The organism is Micromonospora sp. NPDC048040 (assembly GCF_055587185.1).
This window is the reverse complement of record NZ_JBVJGT010000025.1, coordinates 39411-59919: the sequence shown is the minus strand read 5'-3', so window position 1 is coordinate 59919 and position 20509 is coordinate 39411. Positions and strand designations below refer to the sequence as shown.

The following is a 20509-nucleotide window of genomic DNA, read 5'->3' as shown; positions in this document are numbered from 1 at the left end:
GCCCCGCACCGCTCCGCTCGGCCCGGCGCATCAGCGGCCCGTCCGCGCTCGGCGGGCCATCGCCGCCACCGTCCCGACGGCCGTTCCCGCCGCCGCCAGCCCGAAGGCGGCGGTCATCCGCACCAGGTGCCGGCGCCGGCCGTGCCAGCCGCCGTCGCGCCGCGCCGCCGCGTCGGCCTGGAAGACGTTGCCGGTGCTGTCGAGCTGCGGGGCCGGTCCGAACTGGGTGCGGTGGGCGTACCAGCCGAGCGCCCGTTCGGCCAGCGCCGGGGCGACCCGCCACTGCAGGCCGATCAGCCGGGCGGCCCCACCGGCGTACGCCTCGCGCCGGGGCCGGCGCAGCATCCGGACGATCGTCTCCGCCACCACCTCCGGCGGGTAGACCGGGGGCGGCGGCACCAGTTCCCGCCCGCTGTGGTTGGCGGCGTGCCGGAAGAACGGGGTGTCGATGGTGGCCGGCAGCACCGTGCAGATCGAGATGTTTCCCCGCCCCGTGACCCGCAGCTCCTGGCGGACCGTGTCGGCCAGGCCGCGGATGCCGTGCTTCGTCGCGTTGTACGCCGACTGGTAGGGCATCGCCACCTCGGCCAGCACCGAGGCGTTGTTGACCAGCACCCCGCCCCCCGCCGCGCCGAGGTGGGGCAGGGCGGCCCGGGTGCCGTACGCGGCGCCGAGCAGGTTCACCTCCAGCACCCGACGGAACTCCTCCACCGGGATCTCGTCGAAGAGCCCGACCGCGCTGACCGCGGCGTTGTTGACCCACCCGTCGATCCGGCCGAACTCGGCCACCGCGCGGGCGGCGAGCCGCTCGACGGCCGCCGGGTCGGTCACGTCGGTCGGCACGACCAGCGCCCGCCCGCCCAGCTCCCGGCACCGCTGCGCGACCCGCCCGAGGGCCGGCTCGCTGCGGGCGGCCAGCACGACGGCGGTGCCGTGTCGGGCGAGGGCGTACGCCGTGGCCGTCCCGATCCCGCTGGAGGCGCCGGTGAGCACGACGGTGGCGTCGGCGAGGCTGCGGGTGAGAGGCATTCCTGGGCGGTACCCCGGCTGGCAGGGGTCATGCGGCCGATTGTGGGTCGGATGACCGTCGGTGGGTGACGCGCGACCCGGCCGCGACGCTTGCCGTCACGCAAGCACCCGCCGGGCTCTTCCCGATCTGCCAGGTTTCGGCTCCCGAGGGTCTGGTTAATGGGACCCTCTGACCGAGGACCACCGCTCGAGAAGATCGCATGGAGGTGACCCATGCGCGTCGGCCTCGTCTGCGCGCACGCCGGCCCGCCCAGGCGTGCCGACGCTCCGACCGTCGGCACCCACCAGCACATCGCGAGGGTCGCCGCCGAACTGGCCGCGCGGGGCCACGACGTCCGGGTGTACGAACGGCGCGACGACCCGGGCTTGCCGGACACGGCGACGGTCGACGGCTACCAGGTGGAGCGGGTGCCCGTCGGCCCGGCCGCCCCGATCCCCACCGCCGAGCTGGTCCCCCACGTGGCCGAGTTCGGCACCTGGCTGGCCGACCGGTGGGCGGGCGACTGGCAGCCGGAGGTGGTGCACGGGCACTACTGGATCGGCGGACTGGCCGCGGCGCACGCGGTGCGCGAGACCGACATCGCGGTGGTGCAGACCTTCCACTCCCTCGGTGTCGAGCAACTGCGCCACCTCGGCCGCCAGTACGACGGCCCGGGGGAGCGGATCCCGCTGGAGCGGGCGCTGACCCGGGCGGTGGACATCGCGGTCGCCCAGTGCAACGACGAGGTCGACGAGCTGACCCGGATGGGGCTGCAACGCGCCTCCGTGGCGATGGTGCCGGCCGGCGTCGACACCGAGCAGTTCCACCCCGACGGCGAGGCCGCGCCCCGCGACCAGCGGGCCCGGATCCTCTCCGTCGGACTGTCGGCCGGGCACGGCCAGGAGGACCTGATCCGGGCCATGCGGCTCGTCGGCGACGCCGAGCTGGTGATCGCCGGCGGCCCGCCCGCCGAGCAGCTCGCCGGCCACGCCGAGGCCCGCCGCCTGCGCGAGCTGGCCGAGCGGAACGGGGTGGGCGACCAGGTGACGCTGGTGGGCGCGGTGCCGCACGAGCAGATGGCCACCTGGTACCGCTCGGCCGACGTGGTCGCCTGCACCCCGCACTACTCGTCCGCGGGGCGGGTGTCGCTGGAGGCGATGGCCTGCGGCGTGCCGGTGGTCGGCTACGCCATGGGCGGGATCGCCGACGCGGTGGTCGACGAGGTCACCGGGCGGCTGGTGCCGCCGGGCGACGTGCGCGTCCTCGGCGTGACCCTGCGCCGGCTGCTCTCCGACAACGCCGGACGGTTCGCGTACGGGCACGCCGCCGTCGACCGGGTGCGGTGCAGTTACACCTGGGAGCGGACGGCGGGCGCGCTGGAGCGGCTCTACGAGCGGGTGGTGCGCCGCCGCAAGCCGGTCGAGGCGGCCTGAGGGAGCGCCCCGCCGGCCCCGTGTCTCAGACCGGGCGGCCGACGCCGACCACGGCCCGGTCCCGTGCCCCGGCCACCGCGTGGTGGTGCTGGGGTTCGGCGTACCGGGTGAGGCCGATGACCGAGGCGAGGGTGACCAGGAACCCGGCCGCGGCGAGCCATTCCCGGCCGGGCCAGATCTTGTCGTTGAGCAGCAGCAGGCCGACGATCGCGGCGGGTACCGCCCCGGCGGCGTCCATCGCGGCCACGGCGGCCGTGGTCGAGCCGCGCTGCATGGCCAGGCCGAGCAGGAGCTGGCCGACGATCGAGTGCGCGATCAGCAGGTAGAGCAGCGGGTCCCGGACGAGCGCCTCCGCCGTGGAGGCCGAGGCCAGCGGTCGGGCGGCCACCGCGGCGGCGGAGAACGCCAGCCCGGCCAGCGAGCCGAGCGCCACCGAGCCCGGCGCCCCGTGCAGGCGTACGGCGAAGAAGCCGAGCACCGCGATCACGCCGAGCGCCACCGCCAGGGTGATCATGCCGGCGGTGCCGAGCGGCTTGGACGGCGCGGGCCGGGCGGAGAGCACCAGCGCGGAGATCCCGGCGAAGAGCAGCACCAGCAGGGCCACCTCGGCCGCCGGCAACCGCCACTTCAGCACCAGCACGCCGAGCAGGGCGGTGACCCCGAGCCCGGCCGCGACGCTGGACTGCACGAGGAAGAGCGGCAGGTCCCGCCGGGCCAGGAAGGCCAGCACGAACCCGGCCACCTGACACGCCAGCCCGACCAGGTAGGTGCGGTGCCCGGCCAGCCGCAGCAGCAGCCCCGGGTCGAAGGTGTGGTGGACGGTGGTGCGGGCGGCGGCGACCGACTGGAGCAGGTTGGCGACGCCGTACGCGACGATCATCGCCGCGAGGAAGCACCACCCGGAGGAGACCACCTGGCGAGGATAGAGGTTGCCGGAGGTCAGTGCTCGGCTGGCCGACCCAGCCGGGCGAGGATGTCGGCGTGCAGCGGGCCGTTGCTGGCCACGGCGCTGCTCTCGGTGCCGGCGTCGCCCGAGGGCGCGGGCCGGCCGGCCAGGTCGGTGAACGTCCCACCCGCCTCGGTGACGATCGGCACCAGCGCGGCGACGTCCCACAGCGACAGCTCCGGCTCCACCATCACGTCCAGCGCGCCCTCGGCGAGCAGCATGTAGCCGTAGAAGTCGCCGTACGCCCGGCCGCGCCAGGTGTCCCGCATGAGCTGGAGCATCGCGTCCAGCCGGCCGGCGGACTCCCACCCGGTCAGGGACGAGTAGCAGAAGCTCGCGTCCGCCAGGTCCCGGACGCCGGAGACCCGGATGGGCGCGCCGCCGGCGGCGTCCGGCCCCGCGTACGCGCCCTCGCCGAGCGCGGCCCACCAGCGGCGGCCGAGGGCCGGCGCGGAGACCAGGCCGGCGACCGGGCGGTCCCCCTCCAGCAGCGCGATCAGGGTGGCCCAGACGGGCACGCCGCGGATGAAGTTCTTCGTGCCGTCGATCGGGTCGACCACCCAGCGCCGGCCGTCCGGGCCGCTGGCCGGCTGTTCGCCGTACTCCTCGCCGAGCAGGCCGTCGGCCGGCCGGTGCGTGGCCAGCAGCGCCCGGATCTCCCGCTCCACGGCGGTGTCCGCGTCGGAGACGGGGGTCAGGTCGGGCTTCGCGTCGACCCGCAGGTCGAGCGCCCGGAACCGGGCCGTGGAGACGGCGTCGGCGGCGTCGGCGAGCAGGTGGGCGAGGGCGAGGTCGTCGGCGTACCCGGTCACGTGCCCCAACCTACCGACGGCCCGGGCCTCACGCCCCGGCGGGCGGGTCGCCCTCGCCCGCCCGGGAGGCGAGCAGCCGGCGGTACGAGGCCAGCCGGCGCGGGTCCGCCTTGCCGGCCGCCACCCAGGCGTCGAGCCCGCAGTCGGGAGCCTCCGGGGTGTGCGGGCAGTTGGCGGGGCAGTCGACCGTGCCCTCCACCAGGTCGGGGAAGCCGTGCAGCAGGCTGTCGGCGGAGACGTGTGCCAGCCCGAAGCTGCGTACCCCCGGGGTGTCGATGATCCAGCCGGCGGCGGCCCCGGGTCGCGGCGCGGCGGCGTCCCCGCCGTGCGCTGCATCCCCGGGCAGCGGGGGCAGCCGAAGCGCCACCGCGCTCGTGGAGGTGTGCCGGCCCCGGCCGATCGCGCTGACCGTGCCGACCGCCCGCGCGGCGTCCGGCACCAGCCGGTTGACCAGCGTCGACTTGCCCACCCCGGAGTGCCCCACCAGGACGGAGATCCGGCCGGCGAGCAGGCTGCGCAGGGCGTCGAGGTCGGAGTCCGGCCGGATCAGCACGTACGGCAGCTCCAGTTCGGCGTAGTAGCCGAGCACCCCCTCGGGGCCGGCCAGGTCGGCCTTGGTCAGGCAGAGCAGCGGCTCGATGTCGGCGTCGTACGCGGCCACCAGGCAGCGGTCGATGAACCCGGTGCGCGGCGGCGGGTCGGCCAGCGCGCTGACGATCACCAACTGGTCGGCGTTGGCCACCACCACCCGCTCCAGCCGCCCCTCGGCGGTGGTCGCGTCGTCCTCCGCGGTGCGCCGCAGCACCGACGTCCGCTCGGCGATCCGGACGATCCGGGCCAGCGCCCCGGCCGCGCCGGAGGTGTCCCCGACCAGGCTGACCCGGTCGCCGACCACCACCGACTTGCGGCCCAGCTCCCGGGCCCGCATGGCGGTGACCGTGGGCGCGTCCGGCCCCCCGTCGGGCGGCACGCACGTGTAGCGGCCCCGGTCGACGGCGATCACGAAGCCGTCGACGGCGTCCGCGTGCCGGGGCCGGGTGCGCGTACGTGGGCGCGACGACTTCCCGGGTCGTACCCGGACGTCGTCCTCGTCGTACTCCCGCCGTCTGGTCGCCAGGACCGCCCCCCGTCGTGTCAGCTCTTGCCGGTCACCATCGCCGACCATAGTGCCGGGAACTCGGGCATGGTCTTCGAGGTACACGCCACGTCGCTCAGCTCGATGCCCGGCACGGCCAGGCCGGCCACCGCCGCCGCGTGCGCCATCCGGTGGTCGTGGTAGGTCTCGAACACCCCGCCGCGCAGCGGCCGGGGCCGGATCTCCAGCCCGTCGGGGGACTCCGTGATGTCCGCGCCGAGCGCGGCGAACTCCCGCGCCAGCGCGGTCAGCCGGTCGGTCTCGTGGCCCCGGATGTGACCGACGCCCGTGAACCGGGACGGCGAGTCGGCGAGCATGGCCAGCGCGGTCAGCGCGGGCGTCAGCTCGCTGACGTCGGAGAGATCGGCGTCCAGGCCGTGCACCGTGCCGGTGCCCCGGACGGTCAGCCCGGCGGTGGAGAGGGTCACCTCGCCGCCCATCCGGTGCAGCAGCGAGCGGAGCTGCTCCACCGGCTGCGCGCTGCTGCGCGGCCAGCCCTGGAGGGTCACCTCGCCGCCGGTGACCAGGGCCGCGGCGAAGAACGGCACCGCGCCCGACAGGTCCGGCTCGATCTCCCAGCCGCGCCCGGCCAGCGGGCCCGGCTCGACGACCCAGACGTCGGGGGTGCTGTCGTCGACGGCCGCGCCGGCGGCCCGGAGCATCTGCACCGTCATCCGCAGGTGCGGCGCGGAGGGCACCGGGGGACCCACGTGCCGGACCACCACGCCCCGGTCGAAGCGCGGGGCGGCCAGCAGCAGCCCGGAGACGAGCTGGCTGGAGGCCGAGGCGTCGATCACCACCTCGCCGCCGGCCACCCGCCCGCCGCCGAGCACGGTCAGCGGCAGGCTGCCGGTGGCGGGGGCGTCCACGCGTACGCCGAGGGAACGCAGCGCGCCGATCAGCGGGCCGAGCGGCCGGGTGCGGGCCTGCGGGTCGCCGTCGAAGGTGATCCGCCCGTCGGCCAGGCCGGCCACGGGCGGGACGAAGCGCATCACCGTGCCGGCCAGGCCGACGTCGACGTGCGCGGGGCCGACCAGCGGGTGCGGCCGGACCAGCCAGCGCTCGTCGTCGCTGATCGACATGTGCGCGCCCAGCGCGCGCAGCCCGGCCGCCATCAGCTCGGTGTCCCGGGCCCGCAGCGGCCCGGCCAGCGTCGAGGGACCGCTGGCCAGCGCGCTCAGCACCAGGGCGCGGGCGGTCATCGACTTGGAGCCGGGCAGGCGCAGCGTGGCCGTGACCGGGTCGGAGGCGGTCGGAGCGGTCCACGGCTGCGGCGGCCGGGTCGCGGTCAGGTTCCCCACGGTTACATTCTGCCGTGTCCGCCGCGGATGACGCCCGGCACCGTCCCGGCTCCCGGCCAGCGGGACAGCCGGGCGACGCCCGGCGGGTTAGCGTGTGCGGCATGTGCGGGAGGTACGCGACGACCCGGAGCGCGGGCGACCTGAGCGCGCTGTTCGAGTCCCACGACGAGACCGGCGGCCAGCTCGGCCCCGACCACAACGTCGCGCCCACCGACCCGGTGCCGCTGGTGCGGGTCAGCCCGGAGGGCCACCGCGCGCTGTCGGTCGGGCGCTGGGGGCTGGTGCCGGCCTGGTCCCGGTCGCCCGCCGGCGCCGCCCGCATGATCAACGCCCGTGCCGAGACGGTCGCCACCAGCCGGGCGTACGCCGGCGCGTTCGCCCGCCGCCGCTGCCTCGTTCCGGCCGACGGCTGGTACGAGTGGGTCCGCTCGCCGGGCGGGGGCAGGCAGGCGTACTACATGACCCCGCTGGACGGCTCCGTGCTCGCCTTCGCCGGCATCTGGTCGGTCTGGGAGGGGCCCGACGGCCCGCTGCTGACGTGCAGCGTGCTGACCACCGCCGCGCTCGGCGAGTTGGCCGAGGTGCACGAGCGCATGCCGCTGCTGCTGCCCCGGCCGCGGTGGGGGTCGTGGCTGGCGCCCAGCGACGAGCCGGCGGGCCTGCTCGCCCCGCCCCCGCTCGACTGGCTGGCGCGGCTCGAGATCCGTCCGGTGGGGCCGGCGGTGGGCAACGTGCGCAACGACGGGCCGGAGTTGACCGCCAGGGTGCCGCTCGCCCGCGTCGCCCCGCCAGAGGAAGTGACGCTTTTCTGACAGCGGCGGCACATTGTCGGGCGTGATTTGCCAGAGTTGCGGGCGAAACGTCGCCCACTCGTTTACCCGTATTTGCCGTAGAGGCTTGTCCCCGTGTCCGTAAGTGCGATAGAACACAGCGCCGGTAGTGGGCGCGACTCGCACGGGGCGGACGACGCTCACCGATCTTGCCGGTCCCACGGGGGAGGTGGGTGGATGACACGGGCACGCATGCCCCGCCCGCACGAGGTCGCCGCCGCACGACGAGATCCGCGACTGCTGCGGGCGTTGCGGGAGCGGCGACAGGACGAGGCTTGGCGGACCAGAGGAACCTGTCAGAGTGTCGACCCGGAAACGTTCTTTCCGGCGCCGAACGAGCCGGCCGACGCGGCTGTCGCGCTCTGCCGAAGTTGCGACGTGCAGGGCTCCTGCCTGGCCTGGGCGCTGGACGTGGGCGACTGCCACGGCGTCTGGGGCGGCACGACCCCGCGCGAGCGGCGGGCGATGCTGGTCGCCTGGCGCGACGAGGTGCAACCGGATCCGGACGCCGCCGCCGAGGCGGGTCCGCCGGTCCGGGACCGTCTGCTCACGCTGGTGCCGCTGAGCTGACCGTCGACTGAGCCGGCCGGGGCCGGCCCGCGATCACGTGGGCCGGCCCCGCGTCGTGTCCCGGACACCCCAGAATGGGCTGGTGCCCGAGACCGACGAGCTACCCACCCCGCGCGGGCCCGCCCGGGTCGCCACCGACCTGCCGGCCGGTCCGCCGACCGCCGTGCTGGCGCTCGGCCACGGCGCGGGCGGTGACGTCGACGCCCCCGACCTGCTCGCGCTGCGCGACGCGGCGGCCGGCGCGGGCCTGGTGGTGGCACGGGTGACCCAGCCGTACCGCGTGGCCGGCCGGCGCGCCCCGGCTCCGGCCGGGCACCTCGACGAGGCGTGGGCCGCCGTGCTCGCCGTGCTGCGGGAGCGGCATCCCGGCGTACCCCTGCTGGTGGGTGGGCGCTCCAGCGGCGCGCGGGTGGCCTGCCGCACCGCGCGGGCGGTCGGCGCCGCCGGTGTGGTCGCGCTCGCGTTCCCGTTGCACCCGCCGGGCCGCCCGGAGCGGTCCCGGGCCTCGGAACTGGCGACCGGCCTGCCGACCCTGGTGGTCAACGGCGACCGCGACCCGTTCGGGGTGCCGGAGCCCGGGCCCGCGGTGCGCGTGGTCACCCGACCCGGGGAGCGGCACGACCTGCGGGGCGATCCGACCGGTACGGCCGCGACGGTGCGCGACTGGCTGCGCGACCAGGGCTGGGCGCGGCCCTGATCCCCGGCGCGTGACCTTCCCGTCCCGCGCGCCCTCCGTCCCGCGTGACCTTCCCGTCCCCGCGACTTCCGTCCCCGTCGCTCGTGGGCGCGATCCCCCGTCCCGGCCCCGCTGGGCGCGGCCCGGTTGGTGGGCGGCCGACGCGCCGCGGGCGGGCGAGGACGCGCCCCGGGGGAGGGGTGACGCTCCGGCCGGCCGTGTCCGGTGGCCGCGGCGGGTCGTTGCATCGGATGGTGCCGGATGCCCGGTTCGGGCGGCGGCGCCGGTCCTCCCAGGCCCTTCCTGGTCCCAGCGTCGGCGTCCCGCCGGGGCCGGGACCAGGAACGGGAGGCCGGGCCGGAATGCCCCGCCCGTCCGTGCCGTTGCACCCCCCGGACGACATTTCTGGCGAGGGGGGTGACCGGGTGCCGATCGAGACGCAGGCCCGGGAACGGGACGAGCGGGGAGCGCGGCAGCTGCGGCAGTTGCTGGGCGCTCCGGACTGGCCCGCGACGGCGCCGCCGGTCGGCGTGGCCGCGGTGAGCACGAGCACACCCGCCGGAAGTGAATCTGTGGGCAGGTCTGTGCGCGTATCCTCGGCGGGAAAGCATCCGACGCGAGGGGATGTGCGGTTGACCACCGAGAAGACGGACGAGCGCAGGGCCCGATTCGAGCGGGACGCGATGCCCTTCGTCGATCAGCTCTACGCTGCCGGCCTGCGGATGACCCGCAACCCGGCGGATGCGGAGGACCTGGTCCAGGAGACCTACCTGAAGGCGTACGCCGCCTTCCACCAGTTCGAGCAGGGCACGAACCTGAAGGCCTGGCTCTACCGGATCCTGACCAACACCTACATCAACTCCTACCGCCGCCGGCAGCGCCAGCCCATCCAGGCGCCGACTGACGAGATCACCGACTGGCAGCTCGCCGAGGCCGAGTCGCACACCTCCAGCGGGCTGCGTTCGGCCGAGACCGAGGCGCTGGACCGGCTGCCGGACAGCGACGTCAAGGAGGCCCTCCAGCAGTTGCCGGAGGAGTTCCGCCTGGCCGTCTACCTCACCGACGTCGAGGGCTTCTCCTACAAGGAGGTCGCCGACATCATGGGCACGCCGATCGGCACGGTGATGTCGCGGCTGCACCGGGGTCGACGTAATCTGCGCAAGCTGCTCGAGCAGTACGCCGCGGAGCGGGGCTTCACCGCCGCGTCGTCGAAGAAGGGCTCAACCGCTGCCGCCGGCCGGGAGGTGTGACGTGAGCTGTGGGGAACCGCACGAGACGGACTGCCGTGAGGTGCTGGCGGAGGTCTACCTCTACCTGGATCTGGAGTGCGCCGAGGAGCGGCGCACGCTGATCCGCTACCACCTCGACGAGTGCGGGCCGTGCCTGCGCGAGTACGGCATCGAGCAGGAGGTGAGGGCGCTGGTCGCCCGCTGCTGCGGCAACGAGACCGCGCCCGACCAGCTGCGGGAGCGGCTCCGGGTCCGGCTGACCGAGCTGGTCGTGTTCGAGAACAGCGAGTCGCGGGAGCTGGCCGACTGAGGCCGGCGGCACCGACAGCAACGCCGGTGGCCCGGGTCGTCTCCGACCCGGGCCACCGGCGTTTCGCTGGCTGATCGACGCCGGGCCGTGGGCCCGGCCGCCGGATCAGGAGTTGGGGCGCTTGCCGTGGTTGGCGCCGCTCTTCTTCCGGGCCTTCTTCTTCCGGGCCTTCTTCGCCATGGTGACCTCCTCGTGATGGTCGGATCCGCCTGCGCACGACCTCGGCGCCGGTGCACGCACCGGTCCTCCCGGCGCCGGGTCCGACCCGCTGATGCTAGTGCTGCCGGCACCCGCCGTGGTGCGCCGGGGCGGCCGGCCGTACGCGCGCCGCGCGACACGCCGGCCGCCTCGCCGCGTCGCCGCACCCCCGGCCGGGCGGGAAGCCGCGGCCCGCCCGACCCGACAGTGGATCATCCGGACGCGACCGCTCCACACCCGCCGCGGGGCGTCCGCATGATTGGATACGTCGGCAGGCAACACGCGAGAGAAGGGGCCGTGGAGATGGCCGAGGAGATCCGCGCCGAGATGGTGGCGAACGTCTGGAAGGTCGTCGCGTCGGCCGGGGACACCGTGTCCGAGGGGGACACGCTGGTGATCCTGGAGTCGATGAAGATGGAGATCCCGGTCGTCGCCGAGTCCGACGGCGTCGTCAAGCAGCTCGCGGTCAACGAGGGTGACGTCGTGCAGGACGGCGACCTCATCGCGGTGATCGATTGACCGGCCTCTCGGTGCGGCGGGCCGGGCCGGCCGACTTCGCGGCGGTGGCCCGGCTGACGGTCGCCGCGTACGAGGCCGACGGCCAGCTCAAGGGCGAGCACGGCTACGCCGCCGTGCTCGCCGACGTGGCGGTCCGGTCGGAGCACGGCGAGGTCCTCGTCGCCGCCGACCAGGAGACCGGCGCGGTGCTCGGATCGGTGACGTTCGTCCTCCCCGGCACCCGGTACGCGGAGCTGTCCGGGACGGGCGAGGCGGAGTTCCGGATGCTGGCCGTGGACCCGGCCGCGCAGGGCCGGGGCGTCGGCGCGGCCCTGGTCGAGGCGTGCGTGTCCCGGGCGACCGAGCTGGGCTGCTCGGCGGTGATGATCTGCGTCCGCCACGGCTTCGCCGCCTCCGCCCAGCGGCTCTACCGGCGCCGGGGCTTCGTGCGCGTGCCGGAGCTGGACTGGTCGCCCCTGGCCGGGGTGGAACTGCTCGCCCTCCGGCTGGAGCTCACCGGCGCCTGATCCGGACCGGGCCGGGCCGGGCCGGCGTGTCGTCGGGGCCGGCGGGCGTCAGGGCGCCTCCGTCGCGGCGGCGTCGCGCCCGGTCCCGATGGGGGCGAGCAGCTCGTCGGCCATCTCCAGCGCGAGCGTCCTGCGCTCCGTGTCGGTGATGCCCGGCGTGCGGATCGCGAACCAGCTGCTGTGCACGGCGAAGATCGACAGGATCGCGCGGAGCTGCGCGGCGGGCGAGTCGTCTCCCCGGCAGAGCACCTCGGCCAGCCGCAGCATCCGGCCGCGCATCTGCTGCCCGGCGGCGAGACTCTTCAGCACGGTCTGGTTCTGCTCGAAGAACCGCATCACCGACGGCACGTCGCCGGCGAACATGGCGTCGGCGTACCGGCCGATCACGGCGCGCCGGGTGTCGCGGCTCGCCGGCTGCGACTCGGCCCAGGCGATGAGGTCGTCCATCAGTTCCAGCCGGTCCTCGACGACGCTGCTGACGATCTCGTCCTTGCTCTTGAAGTGGTAGTAGAGCGCGGCCTTCGTCACGTTCAGCCGTTCGGCGATCTCGCGCAGCGAGGTCTTCTCGTACCCCTGCTCGGTGAAGAGCTCCAGCGCGACGGACTTGATGCGCTCCCGCGTGCCGCCTGTGCTCTCCCTCACGTGTGCCACCCAATTCGCTTGACCGGTCCTGCCGCCAAACTTACCGTGCGGCTAGTAAGTTAACTGGCCGGGCGGCAAGTAAGTGCGGCACATCTCGGGGGAGCTTACCCATGACGCAGGCAAGCCAGGAACCGGCACGACCCAACGTGCGGGTCGTGCTCTTCGGCCTGATGATCGCCATGATGCTGGCGATGCTCGACAACATGATCGTCAGCACGGCGCTACCGCGGATCGTGGGCGAGTTCGGCGGGCTCGACCACTTCACCTGGGTGGTGACGGCGTACGTGCTGGGCACCACGGTCTCGACGCCGATCTGGGGCAAGCTCGGCGACCTCTACGGGCGCAAGTCCGTCTTCCTCACCTCGGTGGTCGTCTTCCTGGTCGGCTCGGCGCTGTGCGGGATGGCCGGCTCCGACCTGTTCGGCGGGCCGGGCGACGGCATGGTCGAGCTGATCGCCTTCCGGGCGGTGCAGGGCCTCGGCGCCGGCGGCCTGATGGTCGGCGTGATGGCGATCATCGGCGACCTGGTGCCGCCCCGGGAGCGGGGCCGCTACCAGGGCATGATCGCCGGCATCATGGCCATCGCGATGGTGGCCGGCCCGCTGGTCGGCGGCTTCATCACCGACCACCTCTCCTGGCGCTGGGCGTTCTACGTGAACCTGCCGCTGGGCGGCGTCGCGCTGCTGGTCCTCGCCACGACCATGCACCTGCCGAAGTACCGCACCGAACACCGGATCGACTGGCTCGGCGCCGGGCTGCTCTCGGTCGGCATCACCGCGATCGTGCTCGTCACCACCTGGGGCGGCAACGAGTACGCGTGGGTGTCGCCGCAGATCCTCGGCCTGGCCGCGCTCGCCGCGGTCGCGCTGGTGGTCTTCGGTCTGGTCGAGCGGCGGGCCGCCGAACCGATCCTGCCGCTCGGGCTCTTCGCCAACCGCAACTTCGCGCTGATCTCCGTGATCGGCTTCCTGCTCGGCTTCGCGATGTTCGGCGCGATGAACTTCCTGCCGCTGTATCAGCAGACCGTGCAGGGCGCCTCGGCGACGAACTCCGGGCTGCTGCTGCTTCCGCTGATGTTCGGCATGCTGGTGGTCTCGCTGGTGGTCGGTCGCGCGATCACGAAGACCGGGCGGTACCGGATCTACCCGATCGTGGGCGGCGTGGTGATGACCGCGGGCATGGCGCTGCTGACCCTGCTCGACGTGCACACCGGCAAGCTGGAGTCCTCGCTCTACATGATCGTGCTCGGCGTCGGCATGGGCTTCCTCATGCAGACCTCGATGCTCATCGCGCAGAACAGCGTGGCGCAGAAGGACCTGGGCGCGGCGAGCGGCGCCGCCACGTTCTTCCGCTCGATCGGCGGCTCGTTCGGCATCTCGCTGTTCGGCGCGATCTTCGCCAACCGGCTGGCCGACTCCCCGGCCGGCGGCGCGTTCAGCGGCGGCGGCGAGGCCGGTGCCGCGATGGACCTGGCGGAGCTCAAGGACCTGCCGGCGCAGGCGCGGGAGCTGGTGCTCGGTGGCCTCGCCGACGCGATCTCGCACGTCTTCTGGTGGGCGGTGCTGTTCACCGTGGCGGTTCCGGTGCTGGCCTGGTTCATCAAGGAGATCCCGCTGCGGACCGCCAACGAGCCGCCGGCCCCGCAGGGCGCCGGCGAGGGCCAGGCCGAGGCCGCCCTGGGCAAGGCGCCCGTCGCCTGACCCGCTTCAGGGCCGTCGGAAGGGGCCGGTGAGGCGGTGCCAGAGGCGGCGCAGGCCGGAGCGGGGGCGGGGCACCACGGCCCTGGCGACCAGGGAGGTCGCCAGGGCCGTCGTCTCCGCGTCCAGGGCCGGCGTCGCCAGGGCCAGGTGGGCCAGGGACACCGCGACGGGCACCGGGCGCAGCCGCGCCACCGCCGCGACGTCGGCCAGCCGCTCGGCCACCACCCGCGCCACGTCGGGGCGCACCGCCGGGTCGACCCAGGCGGCGGTCACCATGGCGAACAGCGACGCCTCGGTGATCCAGTCCTCGACGCCCCAGACCAGGTCCAGCAGCACCCGGCGGCGGGTCGAGGTCGCCCACGGCTCGTCCGTGCGGTGGTGCAGCAGGCCGAGGCAGGCCCACACCTGGACGCAGCGCACCCAGAGCGAGGGGTCCTGCCCCAGCACCCGCCCCAGCGCGGTGGACGGCGCGTCCGGCGGGTGCGCCAGCAGGCCGACCAGGTCGGCCAGGTCCAGGGTGGCCAGGCCCACCGCCGCGTCGTACGCCGCCGGGGGGTGCGGCCACGCCGGGTGGGCGAGCTGCCGCAGCCGCGCGGTCGCTTCCGCCGAGGGCGCCGGCACCGCGGGCGCGACCGTCGTCCCGTCCCAGCGCCAGATCCGCCGGGCGTCCGCCCGCCGGGGCTCGCGCGGGTCCGGCTCCGGCACGCCGGCCACCTCGACCCGCAGCGCCGGCACGGCCGTGGCGACGGTACGCAGTGCGCTCGGCGGCGCGGGTGACTCCAGCAGCACGGCGGCGCCGACCCCGCCGTGGTCGTCGGCGACGGCCTGACGCAGCGCGTCCACCACCGCCCCGGCCGCCGGGGTCACCTGCCCGAGCCAGGCCCGGCTGCGGCAGCACTCGGCCAGGTCGCCGTGCTCGTGCGAGTCGTCCGGGTGGTCCTGCACGAAGTCGGCGAGCGCGACCAGGTGCGCCACGTCGCCGTCGCGCTGGTGCCGCAGCCGGTGAGCGGTGTGCACGGCGCAGTCGAAGGTGGGATCCCGGGCGAGGGCCCGGTCGATCCAGTCGAGCGCCTCGTCGAGCCGCCCGATGTCGGCGAGGGTGCCGGCGATGTCGGCGTACACGGCGAGGTCGTCGGGGTCGTGCGCGACGGCGCGGCCGAGTGCCGCCAGCGCCTCCCGGGTGCGGCCGGCGCTGCGGTACGCGTACCCGAGCCACACCTCGCCGATCTTCGACGGCTCCGCGCGTACGCCCCGGGCGGCCCAGCGGACCGCCAGGGCGACCTCGCCGACCCGCCGGGCCAGCGCGGACGCCGCGCCCAGCAGCAGGCCGTGCTCGGCGTGGACGGTGACCGCGTTGCGGGCCAGCGCCAGGTAGGGGGCCAGCGCCGCCCGGTCGGCCCGGGGCGCCGGGTCGGGCACGGCGGCGCAGACCTGCATCAGGATGCGGGCGGTCCGGTCCGGTTCGAGGCGTTCGGCGAGTTCCGGCGCGGTCACCCAGGGCACGCCGGCCCAGTCCGCCCCCGGGGCGTGCCCGGTCGCGGCGACCAGCAGGTCCAGCCCCTCGGCGGGCCGGCCGGCGGCGGCCAGCAGGTGGGCGCGGGCGACCACGGCGCCGACGAAGGCGTGGTGGTGCAGCGGGAAGAGGTCCACGCCGCCGGCGCCGCCGGCGCCGTCGGCGGCGGCGAGCCGGGCGAGCGTCTCGTGCACCTCGGGCAGGGTCGGGGCCTGGGCGAGCGCGGCGGCGACGTGCCCGGCCGCGTGCTCCAGGTCGCCGGAGTCCATGGCGAGCCGGGCGAGGGCAAGTTCCTCCGCCGCGGGCAGCGCCCGGTCGTCCTCGGCCACGGCGTCCTCTCACTCGTCGGTGCTCCGGTGGGCCGGGCAAGCCTAGGTGATGTTGCACCGACGCGGTGATCAACTGCGCACTCCTGCTCGTTCGATTGCTCTGATCAGATCAAAGATGCAAGACTGAGCAGGAAACGCGCGGCAACCGCGCAGTGGGAGGAGTTTCCGTGACGCGTGCAGGGGCTGGCATGGCCGCCGACATCGACGAGCAGCCGGCGGGCTACGCCCGGCTGCTCTCCGCCGAACACGCCGGGCCGATCGCCCGGGTGGCGGCGGTCATCGCGGAGCGCCGACCCCGGCACGTGGTCTTCACCGCCCGGGGCACCTCCGACCACGCCGCCCTCTACGGGGCGTACCTGACCGAGATCCGGCTCGGCCTGCCCGCGGGGCTCGCCTCGCCCAGCGCCGTCACCGTCTACGGCGCCCGGCCGGACCTCTCCGACGCGCTGGTCGTCGGCGTCAGCCAGAGCGGCGGCTCGCCGGACCTCGCCGAGGTGCTGCGCACCGCCCGCGCCTCGGGCGCGCTGACCCTGGCCGTCACCAACGCGCCCGACTCCCCGCTGGCCGACGTCGCCGAGCTGAGCGTCGACATCGCCGCCGGGCACGAGCGCGCGGTGGCCGCCACCAAGACGTACACCGCCGAGCTGCTCGCCCTGCTGATGCTCGTCGAGGGCATCCGGGCCGGCGACGGCGCGCTGCCCGCCGACGAGCGCGACGCGCTCGCCGCCCTGCCCGAGCTGGCCGCCCGCACCCTGGACGACCCCACCCCGGCCCAGCTCGCGCCCCGCTACCGGTTCGCCGGCCAGCTCGTCACCACCGGCCGGGGGTACGCGTACCCGACCGCCCGCGAGGCCGCGCTGAAGCTGATGGAGACCTCCTACCTGCCGGCGCTGGCGTTCTCCGGCGCCGACCTGCTGCACGGCCCGCTCGCCATGACCGACCCCGACGTGCCTGTGCTCGCCGTGGTCGGCTCCGGGCCGGGCGGCCGGTCGATGGGCGAGGTGCTGCCCCGGCTCGGCGAGCGCCGCGCCGACGTGGTGGTGGTCGGCTCCGCCGACGTCGAGGGCGCCACCCGGATGGCCGTCCCCGAGGTCGACGAGCGGTACGCACCGCTGCTGGACATCCTGCCGCTGCAGCGCCTGGCGCTGGCGCTGGCGCTGGCCCGGGGCGAGGACCCGGACGCGCCGCGGGGGCTGAAGAAGGTCACCGCGACGATGTGACGCCCGGCGTGGCACGCTGGTCAGCGTGTCCACGCTGCGCGACCTCGCCGAGGAGCACACCCTCCTCCGTCCGGCCGACATCGACCACCTGCACCGGATCGCCGGCGACTGGCAGTTGCTGTCCGACCTGTCCTTCGCCGACCTGCTGCTCTGGGTGCCCGTGGACGGTGACGGGACGTACCTCTGCGTCGCCCAGGTCCGGCCGACGACCGCCCCCACCGCGTACCTGGACGACCAGGTGGGGCGGATCGTCGGCGGGCCGGAGGTGGCCCATCTGGAGGTGGCCCACCGGCAGGGCCGGATCTGGCGGGAGGGCGACCCGGTCTGGTACGGCGACGTGCCCGCGCGGCACGAGGCGATCCCGGTCCGGCTGCGCACGACCGACGGCGAGGCCGGCGAGGTGGTCGCCGTGGTCGGGCGGGACACCAACCTCTCCACCGCGCGCACCCCGAGCCAGCTGGAGCTGAACTACCTCACCACCGCCGACGACCTGGCGCAGATGATCGCCGACGGCACCTTCCCGCCGCCGCGCCACCCGGGGGAGACCACCTCGGCGCCCCGCGTCGGCGACGGGCTGGTCCGGCTCGACGCCGGCGGCAAGGTCACCTACGCCAGCCCGAACGCGCAGTCGGCGTACCGGCGGCTCGGCTACGCCTCGCACCTGGTGGGCGAGGACCTGGCGGCGCTGCACCGCCGGCTGGCCGGCGACCCGCTGGAGGGGACGGACGCGGCGAACGGCATCCTCGCCGCCCTGCGCGGCGAGGCGCCGCCCCGTCGGGAGATCGACGCCCGCGGCGCCACGATGCTCACCCGGGCGCTGCCGCTGATGCCCGCCGGGGTGCCGATCGGCGCGCTGGTGCTGGTCCGGGACATCACCGAGGTACGCCGCCGCGACCGCGCCCTGATCACCAAGGACGCCACCATCCGGGAGATCCACCACCGGGTGAAGAACAACCTCCAGACCGTCGCCGCCCTGCTGCGCCTCCAGGCCCGCCGGGTGGCCATGCCGGAGGCCCGGGTCGCCCTGGAGGAATCGGTACGCCGGGTCGCCTCCATCGCGCTGGTGCACGAGACCCTCTCCCTGTCCAGCGACGAGGCGGTCGAGTTCGACGGCATCGTGGACCGGGTGGCCAGCGCGGCGACCGAGGTGGCGGCGGCCGAGTCGACGGTCGGGATGCGGCGGACGGGGAGCTTCGGGGTGCTTCCCGCCGAGGTCGCCACGTCGTTGGTGATGGTCCTCAACGAGCTGCTGCTCAACGCCGTCGAGCACGGCTTCCCGCCGGCCGCGGACGCGGTGACCGCGCCGGACGCGGCCGGCGCGGTCGGCGCCGTGCCCGAGGTGGTGGTGTCGGCGCACCGGTTCCGGAAGATGCTGCACGTCTCGGTGACCGACAACGGGCGCGGGCTGCCGCCGGACTTCGACGCCGAGCGGGGCGGCAACCTCGGTCTGCAGATCGTCCGGGCGCTGGTGACCGGCGAGCTGCGCGGCACGATCGAACTGCGCGACGGCGCGAACGGCGGCACCGAGGCGACGCTCGTCGTGCCGCTGGCCCGCAGCGCCCCGGAGGGCCGCGCCGCCGGCTGACCCGCCAAACGGCGTCGGATCCTCCGGATCCCGCGCCTCCGGGTCCCCGGCCGCCAACACCGGCAGACCCCGCGGGGCGGGCCCGGTCACCGTCGTCGCCCCGCCGCCGCGCCACACGTCCCCGCCGGTGCCGGCGGCGGCGACGCGGCGGCAGGCCGGCGCGGACCCGCGGGCCCGGGGCGGGTCAGCGGGTGAGCAGCGCGACCGTCAGGCCGGGGCGGTGCCAGACCCGTTCGACGGTGTAGCCGGCGCGCAGCGCGTCGCCCTTGGCGCCCGGCACGGCGGCCAGCGGGTCGTCGCGGCGGCCGGCCACGACCAGCCAGACCCGCTGCGCGCCGGCCAGGCACTCGGTCGGCCGGGTGCACTCGGCGGCCCACAGGTCGCCCCGACGGGCCTGCTCCTCGGTGGCCAGCACGTCCCGGGGGCGGCGGTCGCCCAGGTGGTAGTTGAGGCCGAGGTCGAGGAAGAGCCAGCTCTCGCGGGGCGAGTAGACGACGGCGTCCCCCGGCCGCTGGCCGCCGGCGACGACCCGGGCCGCCCCGCGGTAGTCGACCGCGGCGCTGCGTGGCCACTCGTGCGTCCGCCGCAGCGCCGCCTGGTCGGGCAGGCCGAGCAGCCCGGCCAGGGCCACCACGGCCAACGCGGGCGGCAGCGGCACCGTCGCGAGCGCCGCGCCGGCCAGCAGGCAGCCGAACGGCACGACGAAGAACAGGTAGCGGGACACCCAGAGGGGCACGACGGCGCCGGCGGCGAAGAGCAGCAGCACCGGCAGCAGCACGGCGCACCCGGGCAGCAGGGCGCGCCGGCCGAGCCCGGCCGCCCCGAGCGCCGCCAACCCCACCAGCAGCCCGCCCACCACGCCGCTCTGCGCCACCCCGCCCGGCAGCGCCGTCAGGTCGGTCAGCCGGACCGTGTCCACCCAGTCGAGCTGCCGGGACCGCTGGCCCCTGGCCAGCAGCACCAGCGGGGTCACCAGCAGCGCGGCCGGCACCAGGGCGAGCGCCCAGCGCAGCGGGCGGCTCGGCGGGCCCTCGCGGTGGGCGGCGAGCACCGCCACCGCGTGCGCGGCGAGCAGGGTGAGCGCGACCAGGTGGGTGAGCCCGAGGGCGGCCACGGCGGCGGCGTACGCGGCCCAGCGGGGCCACCCCGGCCGGGCCAGCGCCTCGACCAGGAGCAGGGTCGCCAGCACCGCGAAGAACGCGGCCAGCGCGTACGGGCGCGCCTCCTGGCCGTACCGCGAGGTGCCCGGGAGCACCGCGAGGAGCAGCCCGGCGATCAGCCCCGCCCGGGTGCCGGCCAGCCGCTGCCCGAGTACGGCGGTCAACCCGGCGGTGGCGGCCATGGCCAGCGCGGCGGGCAGCCGCAGCGCGGCGACCGAGTCGCCCGCGAGTGCCACCCAGGCGTGCATGAACAGGTAGTAGGGGCCGGTCGCGGCGTCGATGGTGCCGGCGAGCCGGACCAGGTCCCCGGGTGACCGGGTCGCCGCGCTCCAGGTGGCCAACTCGTCGCGCCACGGTTGCGCGTGGCCGATCCCGGTCAGCACGACGGCCAGGGTGGCCAGCGTCGGGCCGACCCAGACCAGGCGGGGGGCGCGGACCGGCCCGCCGGGCGCGTCGCCGGCGGGCGGCGGCGCGGTCAGCCGGCCCGGACCGCCGGCAGACAAATCAGAAGAACCGGTCACATATCGCAGCGTCACACAGCCGGGCCGTGCCGTTGTGCCGGTCCACGGATCAGTCGCCGGCGTCGTTCCCGGGCGCGTCGCCCGTGATGTGGGATCACGCACGCGCTCGTTGGCCGGCCCCCACCCGGTGTGGCAGCATGACTCCATGACCGCCGCCGTCGTCCGCCGCTTCGTGGCCCGCCGCCACGTCGACTACGGCCGCGTGCGCAGCGCCATCTGTCCGGCCCACTGACGACGCCCGACCAATCTGTCTCGGGCGCGCCCCCGCGCCGGCTGTTCCGACACCGTTGTCCCCAGCCCGTTTCGACGGGCCGGCCGCCGCGCCCGCGCGTCACGAGGCACCCCAGACAACGGAGGACGCCGCC

The 20509-nt window shown here is 75.6% G+C and carries 19 protein-coding genes and 1 pseudogene; 11 read left to right on the top strand and 9 right to left on the bottom strand.

All coding sequences use genetic code 11. The annotated features are described in order from the left end of the window. Positions 1 to 30 precede the first annotated feature (30 nt). Positions 31 to 1029: an SDR family oxidoreductase gene (locus ACZ6O2_RS22500; RefSeq protein WP_466024149.1), complete on the bottom strand. Its 999-nt coding sequence runs from the start codon at positions 1027 to 1029 to the stop codon at positions 31 to 33. Positions 1030 to 1242: 213 nt separating this feature from the next. Here ACZ6O2_RS22500 and ACZ6O2_RS22495 point away from each other — a divergent pair, with 213 nt between their 5' ends. After that, complete coding sequence (locus ACZ6O2_RS22495; RefSeq protein ID WP_466024148.1) at positions 1243 to 2442, top strand: glycosyltransferase; 1200 nt, start codon at positions 1243 to 1245, stop codon at positions 2440 to 2442. Here the strand turns inward: ACZ6O2_RS22495 and ACZ6O2_RS22490 are convergent. From ACZ6O2_RS22490 to aroA, 4 genes and pseudogenes are all read right to left on the bottom strand, one after another. After that, a pseudogene (locus tag ACZ6O2_RS22490) lies at positions 2397 to 3322 on the bottom strand (hypothetical protein). The gene ACZ6O2_RS22495 and the pseudogene ACZ6O2_RS22490 overlap by 46 nt on opposite strands. 59 nt (positions 3323 to 3381) lie before the next feature. Next, positions 3382 to 4200 (bottom strand): histidinol-phosphatase, encoded by an 819-nt coding sequence (gene hisN, locus ACZ6O2_RS22485; RefSeq protein WP_466024147.1) that lies wholly within the window; start codon positions 4198 to 4200, stop codon positions 3382 to 3384. A gap of 28 nt (positions 4201 to 4228) precedes the next feature. Continuing rightward, a complete protein-coding gene (rsgA, locus tag ACZ6O2_RS22480; RefSeq protein ID WP_466024146.1) occupies positions 4229 to 5365 on the bottom strand; it encodes a ribosome small subunit-dependent GTPase A in 1137 nt (378 codons plus the stop codon). Continuing rightward, positions 5335 to 6636 carry a 3-phosphoshikimate 1-carboxyvinyltransferase gene (aroA, locus tag ACZ6O2_RS22475; protein WP_350703784.1) on the bottom strand — a complete coding sequence of 434 codons (1302 nt, stop codon included), beginning with the start codon at positions 6634 to 6636 and terminating at the stop codon, positions 5335 to 5337. Before aroA ends, rsgA begins: the two co-directional genes overlap by 31 nt. A gap of 101 nt (positions 6637 to 6737) precedes the next feature. Between aroA and ACZ6O2_RS22470 the strand changes: the two genes are divergently transcribed. The 5 genes from ACZ6O2_RS22470 to rsrA all read left to right on the top strand — a co-directional run bounded on the left by ACZ6O2_RS22470 (position 6738) and on the right by rsrA (position 10251). Next, positions 6738 to 7448 carry an SOS response-associated peptidase gene (locus tag ACZ6O2_RS22470; protein ID WP_350703782.1) on the top strand — a complete coding sequence of 237 codons (711 nt, stop codon included), beginning with the start codon at positions 6738 to 6740 and terminating at the stop codon, positions 7446 to 7448. A gap of 195 nt (positions 7449 to 7643) precedes the next feature. After that, entirely contained in the window at positions 7644 to 8036 is a 393-nt protein-coding gene (locus ACZ6O2_RS22465; protein WP_466024145.1) for a WhiB family transcriptional regulator, read from the top strand. 82 nt (positions 8037 to 8118) lie between these two features. Beyond that, on the top strand, positions 8119 to 8733 hold the full coding sequence (locus ACZ6O2_RS22460; RefSeq protein ID WP_466024144.1) for an alpha/beta hydrolase family protein: 615 nt from the start codon (positions 8119 to 8121) through the stop codon (positions 8731 to 8733). A 404-nt stretch (positions 8734 to 9137) separates the two neighbouring features. After that, positions 9138 to 9962, top strand: coding sequence for a sigma-70 family RNA polymerase sigma factor (locus ACZ6O2_RS22455; protein WP_350703778.1), 825 nt, complete (start codon positions 9138 to 9140; stop codon positions 9960 to 9962). A 1-nt stretch (position 9963) separates the two neighbouring features. Next, on the top strand, positions 9964 to 10251 hold the full coding sequence (gene rsrA / locus ACZ6O2_RS22450) for a mycothiol system anti-sigma-R factor (protein WP_350703776.1): 288 nt from the start codon (positions 9964 to 9966) through the stop codon (positions 10249 to 10251). 105 nt (positions 10252 to 10356) lie between these two features. Here rsrA and ACZ6O2_RS22445 read toward each other — a convergent pair whose 3' ends face one another. Then, complete coding sequence (locus ACZ6O2_RS22445; RefSeq protein ID WP_369700219.1) at positions 10357 to 10431, bottom strand: 50S ribosomal protein bL37; 75 nt, start codon at positions 10429 to 10431, stop codon at positions 10357 to 10359. A 315-nt stretch (positions 10432 to 10746) separates the two neighbouring features. Here ACZ6O2_RS22445 and ACZ6O2_RS22440 point away from each other — a divergent pair, with 315 nt between their 5' ends. Then, complete coding sequence (locus ACZ6O2_RS22440) at positions 10747 to 10968, top strand: biotin/lipoyl-binding carrier protein (protein WP_176737378.1); 222 nt, start codon at positions 10747 to 10749, stop codon at positions 10966 to 10968. After that, positions 10965 to 11474, top strand: a complete 510-nt coding sequence (locus ACZ6O2_RS22435) for a GNAT family N-acetyltransferase (protein WP_466024143.1) — start codon at positions 10965 to 10967, stop codon at positions 11472 to 11474. Before ACZ6O2_RS22440 ends, ACZ6O2_RS22435 begins: the two co-directional genes overlap by 4 nt. A gap of 48 nt (positions 11475 to 11522) precedes the next feature. Here ACZ6O2_RS22435 and ACZ6O2_RS22430 read toward each other — a convergent pair whose 3' ends face one another. After that, a complete protein-coding gene (locus ACZ6O2_RS22430) occupies positions 11523 to 12116 on the bottom strand; it encodes a TetR/AcrR family transcriptional regulator (RefSeq protein ID WP_350703772.1) in 594 nt (197 codons plus the stop codon). 110 nt (positions 12117 to 12226) lie between these two features. Between ACZ6O2_RS22430 and ACZ6O2_RS22425 the strand changes: the two genes are divergently transcribed. After that, positions 12227 to 13816, top strand: a complete 1590-nt coding sequence (locus tag ACZ6O2_RS22425; protein WP_350703770.1) for an MDR family MFS transporter — start codon at positions 12227 to 12229, stop codon at positions 13814 to 13816. Positions 13817 to 13822: 6 nt separating this feature from the next. Here the strand turns inward: ACZ6O2_RS22425 and ACZ6O2_RS22420 are convergent, their stop codons facing one another. Next, the gene (locus tag ACZ6O2_RS22420) at positions 13823 to 15658 is read right to left on the bottom strand and encodes a tetratricopeptide repeat protein (protein WP_466024142.1); all 1836 of its coding nucleotides are present in this window, start codon (positions 15656 to 15658) and stop codon (positions 13823 to 13825) included. Between the two features lie 188 nt (positions 15659 to 15846). Here ACZ6O2_RS22420 and ACZ6O2_RS22415 point away from each other — a divergent pair, with 188 nt between their 5' ends. After that, positions 15847 to 16878 (top strand): SIS domain-containing protein, encoded by a 1032-nt coding sequence (locus ACZ6O2_RS22415; protein ID WP_350704155.1) that lies wholly within the window; start codon positions 15847 to 15849, stop codon positions 16876 to 16878. 25 nt (positions 16879 to 16903) lie between these two features. Next, positions 16904 to 18463, top strand: a complete 1560-nt coding sequence (locus tag ACZ6O2_RS22410) for a histidine kinase N-terminal domain-containing protein (RefSeq protein WP_350703767.1) — start codon at positions 16904 to 16906, stop codon at positions 18461 to 18463. Positions 18464 to 18647: 184 nt separating this feature from the next. Here ACZ6O2_RS22410 and ACZ6O2_RS22405 read toward each other — a convergent pair whose 3' ends face one another. After that, positions 18648 to 20102, bottom strand: a complete 1455-nt coding sequence (locus ACZ6O2_RS22405) for a glycosyltransferase family 39 protein (protein ID WP_466024163.1) — start codon at positions 20100 to 20102, stop codon at positions 18648 to 18650. Between the last annotated feature and the right edge of the window lie 407 nt (positions 20103 to 20509).

Coding starts and splice junctions, on each gene's coding strand:
- rsgA (WP_466024146.1), bottom strand. CDS start 5,365: ATGGTCGGCGATGGTGACCGGCAAGAGCTGACACGACGGGGGGCGGTC.
- ACZ6O2_RS22500 (WP_466024149.1), bottom strand. CDS start 1,029: ATGCCTCTCACCCGCAGCCTCGCCGACGCCACCGTCGTGCTCACCGGC.
- ACZ6O2_RS22495 (WP_466024148.1), top strand. CDS start 1,243: ATGCGCGTCGGCCTCGTCTGCGCGCACGCCGGCCCGCCCAGGCGTGCC.
- ACZ6O2_RS22470 (WP_350703782.1), top strand. CDS start 6,738: ATGTGCGGGAGGTACGCGACGACCCGGAGCGCGGGCGACCTGAGCGCG.
- ACZ6O2_RS22425 (WP_350703770.1), top strand. CDS start 12,227: ATGACGCAGGCAAGCCAGGAACCGGCACGACCCAACGTGCGGGTCGTG.
- ACZ6O2_RS22465 (WP_466024145.1), top strand. CDS start 7,644: ATGACACGGGCACGCATGCCCCGCCCGCACGAGGTCGCCGCCGCACGA.
- ACZ6O2_RS22415 (WP_350704155.1), top strand. CDS start 15,847: ATGGCCGCCGACATCGACGAGCAGCCGGCGGGCTACGCCCGGCTGCTC.